Below are 18,808 nucleotides of genomic sequence, written 5' to 3' on the forward strand. Positions count from 1 at the left end.
TAAAATCTGAACTCTAAAATCTAAAATTATCTTATCTGTCCTTCTCCGTAAACGTACCATTTATTCGTTACGAGATGTTGAAGGCCGATTGGACCACGTTGATGCAGTTTATCAGTACTTATGGCTAATTCTCCGCCTAAACCAAATTGTCCGCCGTCTGTGAATCTTGTTGATGCATTTTGATAAACTGCTGCTGCATCTACCGATTCCATAAACTGCTTTGCCACTTCATTATCTCTTGTAATAATTGCTGCCGAATGTCCTCCGCAATATTTATTGATCATTTCGATTGCATTTTCCTGAGAATCTATTGTTCCAATGACAATTTTATAATCTAAAAACTCTTCGTACCAAATATCTTCGTTTTGAAGTGTTTTCGTGTTTTCGAAATTTGTTAAAGATTTATCGACAATAACTTCCACTTTTGATTCTACTAAAGCTTCGATTAGCATTGCTGTAAAACCTTCAAAATTGGGTAATCTTGAATCGATTAAAACCTTATCTAAAGCATTGCACGCCGAGATTTTAGAGGTTTTGGCATTCAAAATCACTTTTAAAGCCAAATCTGTATCCGCATTTTTATGAACGTAAACAAAATTGTTTCCGCGTCCGCTTACAATTACTGGACACGTTGCGTGCGCTTTTACAAACTCAATTAATTTTTCTCCTCCTCTTGGAACAATTAAATCGACTTTTTGAGTTGGTTTTTCTAAAAATGCCTGAGTTTCTGTTCTATTGTAATTTAGATATTCCACCCAGTCTTTTGAAACCCCGTTTTCTTCCAAAGCTTTATGCCAAAGGCTTACGATTTTCAAATTTGATTTTAAAGATTCTTTTCCTCCTTTTAATAAAATCTTATTTCCGGATTTAAAAGCAATTCCGCCCGCTTCGATGGTAACATCAGGACGAGATTCGTAAATAATTAAAATCGTTCCGAAAGCGGCTGTTTTATTCACCACTTTTATTCCATTATCATGAGTAAAGTGAAAACGCTCAACGCCAACGGGATCTTCCTGAGAAGCCAATTGATTTAATGACAAAATCATTTCGTCGACTTTTTTATCATCTACTTTTAAGCGTTCTTCCATCGCTAAATCTGAGCCGTCATAATCAGCGAGATCTTCCTGATTGGTCAAGATTATCTCGTTCCGCTCCTGTTCGACCAGCTTGGCCATGAACCGCAAAACCAGATTGCGTTTTTCAATTGATAATGGTTTCATTTTTTTGGTTTAATTGGTTAATCGTTAATTCGTTTAATCGATTAACCAGTTAAACGATTAAACGAATTAAAAGTTATAGGCAAACTTAGTTTTTAAGTTCTTCTAAACTTTCTTTTAAAGCTTTTACAAACGTATCGATATCCGCTTTTTTTACAGTCAACGGCGGCAAAATTCTCAATAGATTTTTATTGTTGGCGCTTCCTGTAAAAATGTGCTTTTCGATAATCAGTTTTTTTCTTAAAGCTGCTACGTCAAAATCAAACTCAACTCCAAGCATTAATCCTTTTCCTTTTACTTGTTTGATGCCTTCAACTTCTTTTATTTTTTCTAAGAAATATTCATAAACTTCGTTTACATTTTTTTGTAAATCCAATTTTTCGATTACATCTAAAACAGCAATTCCAGCCGCACAAGACAAATGGCTTCCGCCGAAAGTGGTACCTAATAATCCGAAACTTGCTTCAAATTTTGGAGAAATTAAGATAGCTCCAACTGGGAAACCGTTCCCCATACCTTTTGCAACGGAGATAATATCAGCATTAATTCCGTGATGTTGAAAAGCAAAGAATTTTCCGCTTCTTCCATATCCAGATTGTACCTCATCTAAAATCAAAACAACATCGTATTTTTTACATACTTTTTCTAAAGCCTGAAAAAATTCTGTTGTTCCTTGGTCTAAACCTCCAACTCCTTGAATTCCTTCGATAATTACAGCCGTAACATCTCCTTTAGCCAATTCAGCTTCAACTAATTCAATTTGGTTTAAAGGTAAAAATGTAACTTCTTGTTGTGCGTTTAATGGCGCAACAATTTTTTTATTGTCAGTAACAGCAACAGCTGCTGAAGTTCTTCCGTGGAAAGAATTATCAAAAGCTACAACTCTTGATTTTCCGTTATGGAAAGAAGCTAATTTTAAAGCATTTTCATTGGCTTCGGCGCCAGAACTGCATAAAAACAATTCGTAATCTTCTAAACCAGAAAGTTTTCCTAATTTCTGAGCCAATTCCACCTGCAAAGGATTCTGAATGGCATTTGAATAAAATCCTAAATTATCTAACTGATTCTTCAATTTTGCTACATAATCCGGTTGCGTGTGTCCGATAGAAATCACACCATGTCCGCTGTATAAATCTAAATATTCTACTCCTTTGTCGTCAATAATTGTACAATCTATTGCTTTTACTGGAGTTATGTCGTATAGTGGGTAAACGTTGAATAAGTTCATTTTTTTTGTTTATTTTGTTTCAGGTTTCACGTTTCAAGTTTTCACAGAACGTGAAACTTGGAACTTAAAACTTGAAACTGATTTGCGTTTCTGTTTCATATTTCAAGCTTTACACAAAACGTGTAACTTGAAACTTTAAACCTGAAACAAATTTTTCCTAAAATCCGCTTGGTTTCAAATGTAAACCTGTGGTTTCTTCTAAACCGAACATTAAATTCATGTTTTGAATTGCTTGTCCTGAAGCACCTTTGGTCAAATTATCAATAATTGATGTTATGAGAACCCGGTTTCCTTTTTTCAATAAACTGATGATACATTTATTCGTTTGCACCACTTGTTTCACGTTAATGTTTGTTGTGGTAACAGTTACAAAAGGTTCATTTTTATAGAAATCTTCATATTTAGCAACCAATTGCTCCAAACTATCATCGCACAATGTGTAAAGCGTTGCAAAAATTCCTCTTGGAAAATCTCCTCTATTCGGAATAAAAAGCAATTCGCTGTCAAAATCGTCTTGTAATTGGACCAAACTTTCTCCGATTTCACCTAAATGTTGATGCTCGAAAGCTTTGTAATGTGACATATTATTATTTCTCCAGCTGAAATGAGACGTTTCTGAAAGACTTACTCCTGCTCCTGTACTTCCTGTTGTCGCATTAATATGAACATCATTATTCAATAAATTATGTTCTGCTAAAGGCAATAAAGCCAATTGAATAGCAGTTGCAAAACAACCCGGATTTGCGATATAATTCGCTTTTTTGATTTCTGCTTTATTGATTTCAGGTAATCCGTAAATAAAATCTTTCCCTTCGAAATGAGCGTCTTTATTCAATCTGAAATCATTTCCTAAATCAATGATTTTAGTGTGAGTTGCAAACTGATTTTCTTTCAAAAATGAAATCGATTTTCCGTGACCTAAACACAAGAAAACAACATTCACATTTGGATTGATTTCAGCTGTAAAATTCATTTCGATATCTCCCATCAAATCTTGGTGTGCCACAGAAAGTGGTTTTCCAGCATTTGTCGTACTGTAAACAAAATCAATGTTGACTTTTGGGTGATACATTAAAATTCTGATGAGTTCTCCGGCTGTGTAGCCCGAACCACCAATAATTCCGACATTAATCATGATCTAATTGATTTACAGATGAAAATATGTTTTGTGCATTTCCTAGAATTTTAATAAATCCTTTTGCATCATCAGACGTCCAGGCATTGTTCATTTCTCCGTATTGACCGAAGCCTGTGTTCATTAAATCATTTTCAGATTCGATTCCGTCAAGTGAGAAATGATATGGTTTTAATGAAACTGTTACCTTTCCGTTTACTGTCTTTTGTGTGTCTTGCAAGAAAGTTTCGATGTTTCTCATAACTGGATCTAGAAACTGACCTTCGTGAAATAACATTCCGTACCAGTTTCCTAGTTGCTCTTTCCAATATTGCTGCCATTTTCCTAGAGTATGTTTCTCTAATAAATGGTGCGCTTTGATAATAATTAATGGCGCAGCAGCTTCAAAACCAACTCTTCCTTTAATTCCAATAATCGTATCTCCAACGTGAATATCTCTACCAATTGCGTAAGCACTTGCTAGTTTTTCCAGCGCTACAATATTGTTTGAAGGTTTATCCGATTTTCCGTTTAAACCAACTAATTCTCCTTGTTCAAAATGAAGCGTTACTTTCTCTTCTCCTTCTTTTTGCAATTGCGATGGATAGGCTTCGCTTGGTAATGGCTGGCTTGAAGTTAAAGTTTCTTTACCTCCAACGCTTGTTCCCCAAAGTCCTTTATTGATAGAATATTGTGCTTTTTCCCAAGAATAATGAACTCCATTTTGAGCCAAATAATCAACTTCTTCTTGTCTTGAAAGTTTTAAATCTCTAATTGGTGTAATAATTTCAATTTCCGGAGCAATAGTTTGGAAAATCAAATCAAAACGAATTTGATCGTTTCCTGCACCTGTACTTCCGTGAGCGATTGCAGTTGCTCCTACTTTTTTTGCATATTTTATAGCTTCAATAGCCTGAAAAACACGTTCTGCACTTACTGATAATGGATATGTGTTGTTTTTTAATACGTTTCCGAAAATCAAGTATTTGATAGCTTTATCGTAATATTTGTCTAAAATTGTTAAGTTGGCGTGTTGAGCACTTCCTAACTCATAAGCTCTTTTTTCAATAGCTGTTAATTCTTCAGCAGAAAATCCTCCTGTATCTACAAGAACAGTGTGGACTTCGTATCCTTTTTCATTTTTTAAATATTTCAAACAATACGAAGTATCTAATCCTCCGCTATAAGCTAATACTACTTTTTTCATTTTTTATAATTTAGGCTAATACTTTCGTATATAGCAGTTTGAGATTTCTTTTTAATTAAATTTTAAATAAAAAAACAAATGACAAGATTTTGTTTAAGAATAAAGCCTGTTTTATTTTTTTAAGTCTGCTCAACACAGCCTCGTTAAAAGGATGTCTTGGCGGTGTTTTTTGTTTTTCCTTCGGATCGTATAACATCCCTGTACAAAGACACATTTTGTTTTCTTTGCTTTGCAGAATTTGGTAATTAGTACAAGTTTTGCAACCTGACCAAAAACTAGGATCTGTGGTTAATTCTGAGAAAGGAACTGGTTTATAACCCAATTCAGAGTTAATTTTCATTACAGCTAAACCAGTTGTAATTCCAAATATTTTAGCATCTGGATATCGCTGCAAAGAATAATCAAAAACTTTAGATTTTATTTTTTTTGCCAATCCTAAACTTCTATAGTCAGGATGTACAATTAACCCCGAATGTGCCACGAATTTTCCGTGCTGCCAGCTTTCGATATAACAAAAACCTGCAAATTTCCCGTCTGCCAGAGCAATCATTGCATCACCATTCGACATTTTTTTCTGAATATACTCAGGAGTTCTTTTAGCAATCCCCGTGCCTCTTAACAAGGCAGATGATTCTATCGTATCGCAGATTTCTTGTGCGAATTTGAAGTGTTCTTCCTGGGTAACAACAATAGAGATCTTCATTTCAATAATTGAAGTTAGAGTTAAAAATTAAAGCATATTGTTTAGTTTGAAATCCAGAATTGAATCCAATAAAATTAAGCAAAATAGAAGTAACATTCTCAAAATCAAAAACTTGATTAATGAAATTTACAAAATAATAAATACTTTTAGGATATGTTTGTCCAATGGACAAATTATGTGATTTCAAAATGAAAAATGGATATGAATAAATATACGGTTATAAAACTCAGTGAACACTATAGAGATAGCGTCCGTACTTCGGGAGAAGTAATCGGTGAGTTTGTCCGTGACAAAGAAGTTATATGTAAACTTATTTTATTCATCGGTGCAAAAGTACATTAATTTTTTATTTAGAAAACAAAAAATCAAAATTCTAACATTTTTTTTACGTTTTGTGAATATACAAAAAAACAAAACCCGATAGTTATCAGTAACTATCGGGTTTTAAATGATTTAAAATATCTACTTTTTAATTTTTAGTAAAAGGAATTGCTTTTCCATCAGACAAAATCATATCAACAGCAGTTTTAGCTTCGTTAAATTTAAACTTCACACCTGCTCTTTTTGATTCAAAAGTATCTTTTTCTCCATCTACAGCTTTCACAGAGAATTTCGGATAATTAGTCAATTCTGCATATAAAGCACTGTTTTTCTCTGTAAACTCAATTTTTATAGGTGCTTTAGATGTAGAATAATTTCCTAAATAACCATCTAAAATAACGTCTTGTTCAACTTTACCTTTTCCTGCAGTCCAAACATTATTTGATTCATTAAAATCAGGAAACGCATGATCCGGATCTAATGTAATGCTTTCTATTTCTTCAGTAGAATTATGTTTGAAAGACCAATCATTATTACGTTGCCAAATTTCTACAGGAAGATTAACTCTCGTTACTTTCCCACTTTTTGTTTTAACATCTAAAACAATTGGCATTGGCATTTTCTCAAAATTTTCTACCGTAATAATTACACCTTTTGCCGGATCATTTTTTATGTATTTAATCGAATTTACACCTTGGTCAAATCGCCAATTATTTACGTACCAACTTCTCCAGAACCAACTTAAGTCTTCACCGGCAACATTTTCCATTGACCTAAAAAAGTCATCTGGCTGAGGATGTTTAAAGGCCCAACGCTGAATATAAGTTCTAAAAGCAGTATCAAAACGTTCTTTTCCTAAAACTTGCTCTCTTAAAAGAATCAAACCTGCACTTGGTTTAAAATAGCACAACATACCAATATTTGCTTCCTTCATATTATCAGGAGAACTCATAATAGTTTCTAAATCTGGACGTGTAAAAGATTCTGCCTCTTCATGCAAATCTATTGGCTTTTCTTTGTATTCACCATTATTGAATGCTGCCGTACTCAATGAATTAATAAAAGTATTAAATCCTTCATCCATCCATGCGAACAATCTCTCGTTTGAACCAACAATCATTGGAAACCAGATATGACCAAATTCATGGTCTGTAACTCCCCATAAATCCTGCCCTTTTGATTTCCATCCACAAAAAACAATTCCAGGATATTCCATTCCACCTTCATTTCCAGCCACATTTGTAGCAACCGGATAAGGATATTCAAACCATTGTTTTGAATAATGCTCAATTGCTCCTTTTACATACTCGCTTGAACGTCCGTATGCATCATTTCCATTACTTTCAACAGGATAAGCTGACAATGCCAAAGCTTTTTTACCACTTGGCAAGTTGATTTTTGCTCCATCAAGAATAAAAGCTGGAGATGAAGCCCAAGAAAAATCACGAGCATTTTTGATTTTATAATGCCAAGTTTTTTCAGTTCCCGAATTTGTTTTTGCTGTCGAATTTACTTCATCAGCAGTACGAATCATAACCGTTTTATCGCTTTGAGAAGCGTCTTTGTAACGTTTTAACTGTTCAGCAGAAAAAACTTCCTGACCATTCAACAACTCGCCAGAAGCAACAACATAATGATTTCCGGGAACAGTCAGTTTTACATCAAAATCTCCATATTCTAAATAAAACTCAGAAGCTCCTAAATATGGTGCTGTATTCCATCCTCGTACATCATCATACACACACATGCGCGGATACCATTGTGCAATTGTGAAGATTTTTCCGTTTTTAGTTTCCAAAACTCCCATTCTGTCTGATCCCTCAAAAGGAGCAATGAAAGAGAATTCGATTTTAATTTTTACAGAACCTCCTTTTGCGGCCAATTCCTGAGGAAGGAAAATCTGCATTCTGGTATCTGTAACAATATATTTTGCCTCAACCTCTAAAGCATTTTTCCCTGAAGAAATTACTTTTACAGATTTAATTTTATTTCCTCCATCAAAAACCTGTCCTTGGGCTCCGTTACGGCTTCCAGATAAAGGTACAACGGCATTTCCTCTAGAATCATCTTTAAATAAATTCTGATCTAAATTCAACCAAAGAAATCCTAATTTATCAGGACTATTGTTCGTATATGTAATTTGATCTGTACCTACAATTTCATTTGTTGTAGCATTTAATTTTGCCGTTATCTGGTAATCGGCTCTGTTTTGCCAATACTCTACACCAGGCTGACCACTCGCTGTACGTGTAGATGTTCCGTTTTTAGTGTAAAAATGCGGGGCAAAGGCATCATGGTAATTATAATTATTTACTGGATTTGTTGCTGTCCCTGAAGGTGTTTGTTGCGCCCAGGAACAAGAAATCCCAAAAAATAAAGCCGCGGTTAAAATGGCTTTTGCAGATTGCTTCTTCATATTTTTTAGCTGTTTATGTAGCAAATTAATGAAAAAAAAAGCTATTTACAGAGAAATAATCAAGCTTAAATTTAATTTTAGCAAAATTTTACAAATAAAATAAATTGAGCGATTTTCCTTAAAAAATAAAAATTATTCAAATACCTTTACATTTACATAAAAATTAATCTTTTCAACTCTACTATTTTGACGACAACTATATCAAATTCAATATTAACAGCTTCAATTAAGCATGCCGGAGCCGAATTATTTTCATTAAAAAACAATCAAAACAAGGAATACATCTGGGAAGGAAATCCTGATTTTTGGGGCAAACACTCACCTGTCCTTTTTCCTATTGTCGGCACATTGAAAAACAACTCTTATACAATTAATGAAAATGAATATCATTTGCCAAGACATGGTTTTGCGAGAGATATGGAATTTGAATTAATTGAAAAAACAGGGAACAGTGCCGTTTTTTCTTTAAAATCAAATACAGATACCTTAAAAAAATATCCTTTCGAGTTCGAATTACAGCTTATTTACACATTAGAAAATACCTCTCTAAAAATCGAATATATTGTAATTAATACAGGAGATAATAAAATGCCTTTTTCAATTGGGGCTCATCCTGCAATTGCACTTCCTGAAAATTTTACAAACTATTCTTTTAAATTTGAAAAAGAAGAGCCTTTAAAATACAATCTTCTTGAAAATGATTTAATTTCGAATAAAACTGAAATTCTAAAAACGACTGAAAACTTAGTGCCGCTGAATTATAAACTTTTCGAAAATGATGCGCTTGTTTTTAAAACGTTAGAATCAAATTCGTTGACTATTCTTGAAAATTCGAAACCTTATGTTCAAGTAGATTTTGAAGATTTTCCAAGTTTAGGTATCTGGACCAAAGATCAAGCACCATTTGTATGTATTGAACCGTGGTTTGGCTACTCTGATACTGCAAATAATTCTGGCGATTTATTTAAAAAAGAAGGAATTATTGTTTTAGAAGAAGATCAGACCTTTCATTCTCAATTTAGTATTAAAATCTTATAAATAAAATGTTAGAATTCAACTTCCATCCGTTTCCAGTAATCGAAACAGAGCGTTTATTATTGAGAAGAATTACAAACGATGATGTTAATGAAGTTTTCGAATTGCGTTCGAATCCTGAGACCATGAAATATATTCCGCGTCCGTTGGCCAAAAACAACGAAGACGCTTTGGCACACATCGCAACAATTAATACAAATATTGACAATAATATTGGAATCAATTGGGCAATTACTTTAAAAGATAATCCAAAACTTCTCGGAATTATCGGTTATTATCGAATGCAACCTGAAAATTACCGCGCCGAAATTGGCTATATGCTTTTGCCGGAATTTCATGGAAAAGGAATCATCCCCGAAGCTGTAAACCGATTAATAATTTATGGTTTTAAAGATTTAAAACTACATTCAATTGAAGCTGTTATTGACCCTGAAAATCAAGCTTCGGAAAAAGTCTTGCAAAAATGCGGTTTTGTTAAAGAAGCGCATTTCAAAGAATCTGAATTTTATGAAGGGCGTTTTTTAGACAAAGTAATTTACTCATTATTAGAACGATAGAATTTGTTAATTTCTGACAAAAAAATAATATTTGTTAAAACATATATTATTAATGTTCAAAATGTGTTTATATGCTATATTTGCACGCGAAATTAGCCACTTTACATGATTTCGTTCTAAAAACACCTTTATGAAAAAAATATTTTTATTAGCCATTATCTTATTTTCGGTTCATTCACAAAGCCAGACTTTTATTAAATTTAATGGAGCAACCGCACTTCTAGCAGTTCCAAATGTTGGTATTGAAACCAGTATTGGAGAAAAAACAACTTTTAGCTTTGATGTCATGGCATCCTTCTGGAAATCATTCAACGGACATAACCCAATGGAACTTTATACTTTCACTCCAGAAGTTCGTTACCATTTTAAAGAAAAATACAATGGATTTTACGTAGGAGGTCATGCTGGTCCAGACATCTACAGAATTCAAAAATGGGATTATTGGGACACTAATCAATACGAAAAAGGTTTTGGTTACAGACTAGGAGTTACTGTTGGATATAATATTAAATTAAATGATAAATTTTTATTAGATATTTTTGCTGGAGGTGGATGGCACCAAGGCTTTTATAAAGGATTATATAATGATGGAACACCTGGAAGATATCCTGCAGACAAAGCTAAAGATTATAACAAAAGTGGTGAGTGGTTGCCATACCGTGGAGGCGTAATGATTTCTTATAAATTATAATTTTTCAAATTTACTTAAAGATCTCACATATAAATCTTCCACTTTTTTGCGAGCCCAATCTGTTTTTCTCAAAAAAGTAAGTGATGATTTTATACTTGGATTTGAAATAAAGCATTTTATCGGAATTAGTTCTCCTAAAGTATCAAAACCATAAAAATCAACTAAAGTCTCAACGATTTTTTGAAGTGTAATTCCATGTAAAGGATCTTTTGATTTATTTTCCATTTTTATACTTTTTAAATTATATAAAAAAGACCGTACTATAAAAAAGTACGGTCTTTCTCTTTTTGCAAAATTACAAAATAGAATTTGACATTAATCAAATAATAAATATTTAGAATAAGAATTTAAATCCAACAGAAAGTGGAGTTGTCAAAGTAGGATTCCCAACTGTGTATGCTGAATCAACATTTGCTACATGAGCTAATGCAAAATTAGTTACAGTTGTTTTCTCTCCAACTTTAGGATCAAGTGTTGTTGAGGTAAAATTTGCCAAATCATAAGAAAACTCAACAGAGAAATTCTTTGTAACAAAATAATCAAATCCACCTGAAAGAGATAAACCAACCTGATTTACTTTTAATTCACTTTCTTTCTCTTTTCCTGTGATAACTGGTAATGCTAATTGTCCAAAGAAATAAAGCGAACCTGCAACGTTCCAATATTTTCTTGCTAATGGTTCAATTACAATCAAATCTGTATTTGCAGCAGTTGCAACTTTTGAATCCTGTTTTATATTAATGTAGCCAATTCCTGCCCCAACTGCCACAGATGGCGTAACAAATGTTCCAACTACTGGCAATACCGATAAATTTGTATTTTTGACATCGGCAGTTTTTGTTTGTTGATAGCCAAATTGAGAAGTTGCAAACCATGCACCTTTTAAACCTTGATTTGAATCCTGAGCTTGAACTGCAAATCCAAAAAACACAATACTAACTAGTGTAAAAATCTTTTTCATTTTGAGTTTGTTTTAAATTATTAAACAAACTTAACTGTAAGCTTTTTCTTTAATACTGATTAAAATCATAGATTAAAAAAAATCTTTTATTATCTTTTATCGCATTAAAATTTTTCAATTTTGTTTTACATTTGCAGTTATGATAAAATCAGTTAACATACTAAATAAAAGGGCTCGATTTGATTATGAGATAATCGATACTTATACTGCAGGAATTGTTTTAGCAGGTACCGAAATAAAATCAATACGTCTTGGCAAAGCAAATATTACAGAGAGTTTTTGCGAATTCAGCGGTATGGAGCTTTTTGCAATCAATACTTATATTGAAGAATACTCGTTTGGAAATCAATTCAATCATAAATCCAGAAGTGAAAGAAAATTGCTTCTCAACAAAAAAGAATTAAAGACACTTCATAAAAGCGTTCAGGCAAAAGGACTTACTATTGTTCCGCTGAAATTGTTTACCAACGAAAAAGGATTAGCCAAACTACAAATTGGCCTTTGCAAAGGAAAGAAAAACTACGACAAACGCGAATCTTTAAAGGAACAGGATACAAAACGAGATTTGGACAGAATCAAAAAAGCTTACAACTAATAAGTTTTAATTTTCTGAAAATGATGAGTTTATAAATATTTTATCGTTATTTTTACTACAAACAATATAACCTTAAAATATGAAAAAGTACCTAGTCTTCTTAATCGTCGTACTGTCACTTTCTGGTTGTGGCAGTAATACTTCTATTGTAAACAGCTGGAGAGATCCAGACATAACTGTTGCTCAGGAAGAATTTAAAAAAGTTTTAGTTGTTGCTTTGGTCAAGGACGAAGCTTCAAGAAGAATTACTGAAAACAGAATTGCAGCAAGCAATCCGATTTTTAAAACTTCATATCAATATCTTAATGCAACATCGCAACTAACTCAGGAGCAAAAATTAAAAATATTACAGGATGAAAACTTTGATGGCGTTGTCACAATGCGTTTAGTCAGCAAAGAAAAAGAAACCAATTACGTACCTGGAACTTATACCGGAATGTATTACGGAGGATTTGACGGAATGTATACTGGAATGTACGGTTATGGCTTTGGCAATTGGTACGGAATGTATTCTCCAAATTTCTATGATCCTGGATATTATCAGGAAACAACATCTTATATGGTTGAAACCAATATTTTTTCATTAAAACAAAATAAACTAATTTGGACAGGAACTACAGAGTCACAATACGTTACTGATTTAGGTCAAACAATTGATGCTATAATGCAAGCCGTAGTTAAGGAAATGAGAAAAGACGGTTCTTTACCTCCAAAATAAAATAATATAAAGCAGCATTTCTAAAAAATGCTGCTTTACTTTTATTTAAAAATTGACTAATTTTGTCAAGACAAAATATTTCTTACAGTGAAATCACTTTTAAAAAATGCCAGAGAACAAAAAGGTTTAAAAACCCGTGAGGTTGCACAATTGCTCGGTATAGATCAGGCATTAATCAGTAAATTTGAATCTGGAACACGAAAGCCAACAAAAGATCAAATTTCTAAATTGTCTCAACTTTTAGAAATTGATTATGAAACTTTAATGGTTGCCTGGCTTAAAGAAAAGATCCTTTACGAAATTGGTAATGATGAATTTGCTTTGAAGGCTTTAAAAGTTGCGGAAGACGAAATCAAATACAATAAAACAGTTTCAAGTCTTAAATTATCTACTTCATTAGAAAAAATATTAAAAGAAATTGATCTTCTAAAAGAAAAATTAGACTCTTATCGACAATTCGACAGTTTTAAAATTAAACAAGCTTTAGAACTTGAATATACTTTTGAAAGCAATAGAATTGAAGGAAACACAATGACCCTGCGTGAAACTGATATGGTGATAAATGAAGGATTGACAATTTCTGGAAAAAGCATGCGAGAACATCTCGAAGCAATAAATCATCAAGAAGCAATTGGTTTTATTAAAGATTTGATGAATAAAAACAATTCATTAAACGAACGTGATCTCTTGTCTATTCATAATTTAATTCTTAGAGGGATAATTCCTGAAGATGCAGGACGCTACCGAAAAGTTCAGGCTATGATACAAGGAAGCAGTCATATGCCACCACAACCATTGTTAGTTCAACAGGAAATGGAAGAATATTTTACTTGGTATGAAATCAACAAAAACAAACTTCATCCAGTTATTCTGGCTGCCGAAATGCATGAAAGATTAGTAACAATTCATCCTTTTATTGATGGAAACGGAAGAACTTCAAGATTGATTATGAATTTAATTTTGATGCAGAAAGGCTATTTAATTGCCAATATAAAAGGTGATTACGAAAACCGAATGCGTTATTACCAATCTCTGGAAGTTGCTCAGACAAAAAAAGATAAAGAGGATTTTCTGCTTTTTATTGCTCAAACACAAAAGGAAAGTTTAGAAAGATATATCTCAATTCTTACGCAATAAAAAAAAGCCCAGCGTTAACTGGGCTTATTATTAATTTTTATCTTCTAATAAAGGAACAAATCGAAACTCTCCAAACTCATGTTTCTCAAATTGCGTTTCATTTTTCCTGATTAACAATGTCATAATCTGAACATCTTCACCTAACGGAATAACTAGCCTTCCTCCTATTTTTAACTGAGCCATTAAAGGTTGTGGAATAAATGGAGCACCTGCTGTAACTATAATACTGTCAAACGGTGCAAAATTTGGCAATCCTTTATATCCATCTCCAAATGTAACGTGCTTTGGACGAATATTTAATTTCGGAAATAAATTAGATGTTGTCTTAAATAACTCGTTTTGTCTTTCAACAGTATACACTTTAGCACCAAGCATAAACAAAACGGCAGTTTGATAACCAGAACCAGTTCCAATCTCTAAAATTTTATGATCTTTTTTAACCTCAAGCAATTGCGACTGAAAAGCAACTGTATAAGGCTGTGAAATGGTCTGCCCTGCTCCAATTGGAAAAGCTTTATCCTGATAAGCAAAATCTTCAAAACTTGAATTCAAAAAAAGGTGTCTTGGAATTTTTTTTATCGCATCCAAAACCGCTCTGTCAGTAATTCCTTTTTGTTCCAAAGTGCTTACTAATTGATTACGAAGTCCTTGATGTTTGGCAGTGTCTTTCAAAATGGGTTGGTTTTATTTTGGCAAAAATAAGAAACAAAACAGTATTTCAAATATTGATTTTTAAATATTAAATTAATAAAGTCAAAAGCCACAACTGATAATTTAGAATTCATAACTAACAACTCACAATTAGCTAAATTCATTTTCACGTTAAACAAATAAATTATATTTTTGTTTAAAATACATTCTCATGTTAAAAGTAGGAGTTTTAGGTGCTGGTCATCTTGGTAAAATACATTTACGCTTATTGCAACAATCTGACAAATACGAATTAGTTGGATTTTACGACGAAAATCAAGAAAATGCCGAAAGAATCTCAAAAGAATTTGGCTATAAAAACTTCAGCACAATTGCAAAACTTATTCACGCTGTTGACGTGATTGATATTGTAACTCCAACGCTTTCACATTATAAATGTGCTAAGGTTGCAATCAAATCAGGAAAACATATCTTTATTGAAAAACCAATTGCCAATACAGTAGAAGAAGCCGAAGAAATCATTGCATTAGCGAAAGAATACAATGTAAAAGGGCAAGTTGGTCATGTTGAGCGTTTTAATCCCGCTTTTATTGCCACAAAAAATATGATTGAAAATCCGATGTTTATTGAAACACATCGTTTGGCTGAGTTTAATCCGCGTGGAACTGATGTTCCTGTGGTTTTAGATTTAATGATTCATGATATTGATGCTATTTTAAGTGTTGTTAATTCAAAAGTAAAAGATATTCACGCCAGCGGTGTATCAGTAATTAGTGATACTCCGGATATTGCCAATGCCAGAATCGAATTTGAAAATGGCTGTGTTGCTAATTTAACTGCCAGCAGAATTTCGTTGAAAAACATGCGTAAATCTCGTTTCTTTCAAAAAGATGCCTATATTTCAGTTGACTTTCTAGAGAAAAAATGCGAAGTTGTTCGTATGAAAGACGCGCCTGAAGTTCCTGGAGATTTTGATATGATTCTTCAAAATGCCGAAGGTGTAAAAAAACAAATCTATTTCACTAATCCAGATGTGGAGCAAAACAATGCTATTCTGGATGAATTAGAATCTTTTGCAAATGCAATTAATACAGATACAACTCCGGTTGTAACACTTGAGCAAGCTACAGATGCATTGCGTGTTGCTTATCAAATTATTGATTGCTTTAATAAATAATTTAAAAGATTTTCAGACATAAATTAGCCACGCAATTCACATCAAACTAGTGAATTCGTGGCTAAAATCATAAATATAATATCACATTAAAATGAAAACAATCGCTGTAATTGGAGCAGGAACAATGGGTAACGGAATTGCACATACTTTTGCGCAAAGCGGATTTACCGTAAAACTAATCGACGTTTCTGAAAAATCACTGGATAAAGGAATGGCAACTATTGCGGCTAATTTAGATCGTATGTTATCTAAAGGAACGATTACACAAGAAGATGTTGCCAAAACGATCACTAATATTATTACTTATAATGATATAAAAGATGGTGTTGTAGGTGCAGATTTAGTGGTTGAAGCAGCAACTGAAAATGTCGAATTAAAATTGAACATCTTCAAACAATTGAATGAATATTGCTCGCACAATACAATTTTAGCAACTAACACTTCTTCAATCTCGATTACCCAAATTGGAGCTGTCGTAGCACATCCTGAACGTGTTATTGGGATGCATTTTATGAATCCGGTGCCAATTATGAAATTAGTTGAAATCATCCGCGGATACAACACAAGTGATGAAGTAACTAAAATCATCATGACTTTATCTGAAAAATTAGGTAAAGTTCCAGTTGAGGTAAATGATTATCCAGGTTTTGTAGCAAACAGAATTTTAATGCCAATGCTAAACGAAGCGATCGAAACGTTATATAACAAAGTTGCTGGAGTTTATGAAATTGATACGGTAATGAAATTAGGAATGGGACACCCAATGGGACCTCTTCAATTGGCTGATTTTATTGGTCTTGACGTTTGTCTTGCCATTTTAAATGTAATGTACGACGGATTTAAAAATCCAAAATATGCTCCTTGCCCTTTATTAGTAAATATGGTGAGGGCTGGGAAACTTGGAGTAAAATCTGGTGAAGGTTTTTACGATTATAGCGAAAGTAAAAAAGCAGAGAAAATCTCTAAGCAGTTTTTATAAAAAAGAAATATCATGTCGATTCAATCGAATTTAAATACAATCAAAGCTAGTTTACCTGATCACGTGACTCTTGTTGCTGTTTCAAAAACAAAACCTGTTTCAGACCTGATGCAGGCTTATGAAGCTGGCCAGCGCATTTTTGGAGAAAACAAAATTCAGGAAATGACTGAAAAATGGGAACAAATGCCAAAAGATATTCAATGGCATATGATTGGTCATGTTCAGTCCAATAAAGTCAAATTTATGGCACCGTATGTGGCTTTGATACATGGTGTTGATAGTTTGAAATTATTGCAGGAAATCAACAAACAAGCTTTAAAAAATAACAGAATTATAAATTGTCTTCTTCAAATTTACATTGCAGAAGAAGAAACTAAATTTGGTTTGGACGAAAAAGAACTAAATGAACTTTTAACTTCTATTGAGTTTAAAGAGTTGAAAAATATTCGTATCTTGGGTTTAATGGGAATGGCAACTTTCACAGAAAACCAAAATCAAATTAAAAAAGAATTTACACATTTAAAATCTATTTTTGATTCTATTCTTACACTGAAAACTGAAAACTGCGAATTGAATACTATATCGATGGGAATGTCCGGAGATTACCAACTGGCAATTGAATGCGGAAGCACCATGGTTCGCATTGGAAGCAGCATTTTTGGAGGACGCTAATAATTGTAGATTAAAGATTGTAGATTTACTGAATACTAAAAACTGAAATGATTACTGAATTTGTACGCGATATTAGACATAGAAACCACTGGAGGACAATTTAATGAAGAGGGAATTACTGAAATCGCCATTTACAAATTTGACGGGCATGAAGTAGTTGACCAATTCATCAGCCTTGTCAATCCCGAAATTCCGATTCAGCCTTTTGTAGTAAAACTGACCGGAATCAACAATGCTATGTTGCAGTCTGCACCAAAGTTTTACGAAGTTGCAAAACGTATAATTGAAATTACTTCCGACTGCGTTATTGTCGCTCATAATGCATCTTTCGACTACAGAATCCTTCGCACAGAATTCAGACGTTTAGGTTATGATTTTGAAGCCAAAACGCTCTGTACAGTCGAATTAGCAAAAAAACTAATACCAGAACAACCTTCTTACAGCTTAGGAAAATTAGTCCGCGCATTAGGAATTCCAATGGCAGATAGACATCGTGCCAGCGGAGACGCTATGGCAACTACAAAGTTGTTCAAAATGCTTCTGGAAAAAGATATCGAAAAAACCATCGTAAAAGATTTTATAAAGTTAGAAATCGAAAAAGGAATTGCTCCAAAATTATTAGATCTCTTAAACCAAATGCCAACTAAAACAGGCGTTTATTATATTTATAACGAAGGTGGGACTTTGATTTATATTGGCAAAAGCCAAAACATCAAAAAAAGAATCAATCAGCATTTTACCGGAATCACAACCAAAAGTAAAAAAATTCAGGCTGAAGTTTTTACGATAACATATGATGAGACCGGAAGCGAATTAATTGCGCTTTTAAAAGAAAGCGAGGAAATAAAAGTAAACAGACCTAGACACAATCGTGCCCAACGAAAAACAATTTTTCAGTATGCTCTTTATGCTGAAAAAGATGCAAACGGCTATCTTAACTTAAAACTTGAAAGAGCTGATGGCCGAAAAAAGGAAATTACTTCGTATGTGAATTTACAGGAAGGAAAAAATGCACTTTTTAGATATACATCAAAATACCATTTGTGCCAAAAATTAACCGGTTTATACATCACGAAAAAGGAATGTTTCCAATACAAAATCAAAGAATGCGATGGTGCCTGCATTGGCGAAGTAACTCCTGAAGTTTATAATTTACGCGTACAACAATTCATTTCTGATAATAGTTTTGAAAATAAAAGCATGATTTTGATTGACCGTGGACGAAATATAAACGAAAGAAGCGCTATTTTAATCGAAAACGGAATCTATCAAGGCTATGCTTATTACGATTTAAATTATCAAATCACCAATATTGATATCCTTAAAAACATTCTGATCCCAATGCAACACAATCGAGATGTAAAAAATATTATTCAGAGCTATATCCGCAAAAGCAAGTCATTGAAAATAATGCATTTTTAAAAAAGCA

The 18,808-nt window shown here is 33.0% G+C and carries 19 protein-coding genes; 10 read left to right on the forward strand and 9 right to left on the reverse strand.

Going from position 1 to position 18,808, the window contains the following annotated elements; genetic code table 11:
* Positions 1–26: 26 nt before the first annotated feature.
* The 6 genes from ACWA1B_RS06760 to ACWA1B_RS06785 all read right to left on the reverse strand — a co-directional run bounded on the left by ACWA1B_RS06760 (position 27) and on the right by ACWA1B_RS06785 (position 8,206).
* Positions 27–1,220, reverse strand: a complete 1,194-nt coding sequence (locus tag ACWA1B_RS06760; RefSeq protein ID WP_456905323.1) for a glutamate-5-semialdehyde dehydrogenase — start codon at positions 1,218–1,220, stop codon at positions 27–29.
* An 85-nt stretch (positions 1,221–1,305) separates the two neighbouring features.
* Positions 1,306–2,445, reverse strand: a complete 1,140-nt coding sequence (locus tag ACWA1B_RS06765) for an aspartate aminotransferase family protein (protein WP_456905325.1) — start codon at positions 2,443–2,445, stop codon at positions 1,306–1,308.
* A gap of 157 nt (positions 2,446–2,602) precedes the next feature.
* Positions 2,603–3,580 carry an N-acetyl-gamma-glutamyl-phosphate reductase gene (gene argC, locus ACWA1B_RS06770; RefSeq protein ID WP_456905327.1) on the reverse strand — a complete coding sequence of 326 codons (978 nt, stop codon included), beginning with the start codon at positions 3,578–3,580 and terminating at the stop codon, positions 2,603–2,605.
* Positions 3,573–4,766 (reverse strand): argininosuccinate synthase, encoded by a 1,194-nt coding sequence (locus ACWA1B_RS06775; protein WP_456905329.1) that lies wholly within the window; start codon positions 4,764–4,766, stop codon positions 3,573–3,575. The genes argC and ACWA1B_RS06775 overlap by 8 nt, the downstream gene beginning before the upstream one ends.
* A gap of 55 nt (positions 4,767–4,821) precedes the next feature.
* Positions 4,822–5,469: a GNAT family N-acetyltransferase gene (locus ACWA1B_RS06780; protein WP_456905331.1), complete on the reverse strand. Its 648-nt coding sequence runs from the start codon at positions 5,467–5,469 to the stop codon at positions 4,822–4,824.
* 469 nt (positions 5,470–5,938) lie between these two features.
* Positions 5,939–8,206 (reverse strand): M1 family metallopeptidase, encoded by a 2,268-nt coding sequence (locus tag ACWA1B_RS06785; protein ID WP_456905333.1) that lies wholly within the window; start codon positions 8,204–8,206, stop codon positions 5,939–5,941.
* A gap of 186 nt (positions 8,207–8,392) precedes the next feature.
* Here ACWA1B_RS06785 and ACWA1B_RS06790 point away from each other — a divergent pair, with 186 nt between their 5' ends.
* The 3 genes from ACWA1B_RS06790 (at position 8,393) to ACWA1B_RS06800 (ending at position 10,489) form a co-directional block, all read left to right on the forward strand.
* Entirely contained in the window at positions 8,393–9,244 is an 852-nt protein-coding gene (locus tag ACWA1B_RS06790; RefSeq protein ID WP_456905335.1) for an aldose 1-epimerase family protein, read from the forward strand.
* 5 nt (positions 9,245–9,249) lie between these two features.
* Entirely contained in the window at positions 9,250–9,798 is a 549-nt protein-coding gene (locus tag ACWA1B_RS06795; RefSeq protein ID WP_456905337.1) for a GNAT family N-acetyltransferase, read from the forward strand.
* 130 nt (positions 9,799–9,928) lie between these two features.
* The gene (locus tag ACWA1B_RS06800; protein ID WP_456905339.1) at positions 9,929–10,489 is read left to right on the forward strand and encodes a DUF3575 domain-containing protein; all 561 of its coding nucleotides are present in this window, start codon (positions 9,929–9,931) and stop codon (positions 10,487–10,489) included.
* On the opposite strand, the gene ACWA1B_RS06805 is transcribed toward ACWA1B_RS06800, so the two are convergent.
* Together ACWA1B_RS06805 and ACWA1B_RS06810 are read right to left on the reverse strand one after the other, a co-directional pair.
* Entirely contained in the window at positions 10,484–10,714 is a 231-nt protein-coding gene (locus ACWA1B_RS06805; protein ID WP_456905341.1) for a VF530 family protein, read from the reverse strand. The two genes, ACWA1B_RS06800 and ACWA1B_RS06805, sit on opposite strands and share 6 nt — an antisense overlap.
* A 109-nt stretch (positions 10,715–10,823) precedes the next feature.
* Positions 10,824–11,450, reverse strand: a complete 627-nt coding sequence (locus ACWA1B_RS06810) for a hypothetical protein (RefSeq protein WP_456905343.1) — start codon at positions 11,448–11,450, stop codon at positions 10,824–10,826.
* 139 nt (positions 11,451–11,589) lie between these two features.
* Here ACWA1B_RS06810 and smpB point away from each other — a divergent pair, with 139 nt between their 5' ends.
* The 3 genes from smpB (at position 11,590) to ACWA1B_RS06825 (ending at position 13,900) form a co-directional block, all read left to right on the forward strand.
* Positions 11,590–12,045: an SsrA-binding protein SmpB gene (smpB, locus tag ACWA1B_RS06815; protein WP_026729458.1), complete on the forward strand. Its 456-nt coding sequence runs from the start codon at positions 11,590–11,592 to the stop codon at positions 12,043–12,045.
* A gap of 79 nt (positions 12,046–12,124) precedes the next feature.
* Positions 12,125–12,763 carry a hypothetical protein gene (locus ACWA1B_RS06820; protein ID WP_456905345.1) on the forward strand — a complete coding sequence of 213 codons (639 nt, stop codon included), beginning with the start codon at positions 12,125–12,127 and terminating at the stop codon, positions 12,761–12,763.
* A gap of 87 nt (positions 12,764–12,850) precedes the next feature.
* Positions 12,851–13,900 carry a Fic family protein gene (locus ACWA1B_RS06825; protein WP_456905347.1) on the forward strand — a complete coding sequence of 350 codons (1,050 nt, stop codon included), beginning with the start codon at positions 12,851–12,853 and terminating at the stop codon, positions 13,898–13,900.
* A 30-nt stretch (positions 13,901–13,930) separates the two neighbouring features.
* Here ACWA1B_RS06825 and ACWA1B_RS06830 read toward each other — a convergent pair whose 3' ends face one another.
* On the reverse strand, positions 13,931–14,572 hold the full coding sequence (locus tag ACWA1B_RS06830; protein ID WP_035644903.1) for a protein-L-isoaspartate(D-aspartate) O-methyltransferase: 642 nt from the start codon (positions 14,570–14,572) through the stop codon (positions 13,931–13,933).
* Positions 14,573–14,762: 190 nt separating this feature from the next.
* Here ACWA1B_RS06830 and ACWA1B_RS06835 point away from each other — a divergent pair, with 190 nt between their 5' ends.
* The 4 genes from ACWA1B_RS06835 (at position 14,763) to ACWA1B_RS06850 (ending at position 18,801) form a co-directional block, all read left to right on the forward strand.
* Positions 14,763–15,728: a Gfo/Idh/MocA family protein gene (locus tag ACWA1B_RS06835; protein WP_035644905.1), complete on the forward strand. Its 966-nt coding sequence runs from the start codon at positions 14,763–14,765 to the stop codon at positions 15,726–15,728.
* Between the two features lie 91 nt (positions 15,729–15,819).
* Positions 15,820–16,707: a 3-hydroxyacyl-CoA dehydrogenase family protein gene (locus tag ACWA1B_RS06840; protein WP_456905350.1), complete on the forward strand. Its 888-nt coding sequence runs from the start codon at positions 15,820–15,822 to the stop codon at positions 16,705–16,707.
* Positions 16,708–16,719: 12 nt separating this feature from the next.
* Positions 16,720–17,379 carry a YggS family pyridoxal phosphate-dependent enzyme gene (locus ACWA1B_RS06845; RefSeq protein ID WP_456905352.1) on the forward strand — a complete coding sequence of 220 codons (660 nt, stop codon included), beginning with the start codon at positions 16,720–16,722 and terminating at the stop codon, positions 17,377–17,379.
* Positions 17,380–17,439: 60 nt separating this feature from the next.
* Entirely contained in the window at positions 17,440–18,801 is a 1,362-nt protein-coding gene (locus tag ACWA1B_RS06850) for an exonuclease domain-containing protein (RefSeq protein WP_456905354.1), read from the forward strand.
* Positions 18,802–18,808 lie beyond the last annotated feature (7 nt).

Source organism: Flavobacterium xizangense (genome assembly GCF_054075145.1).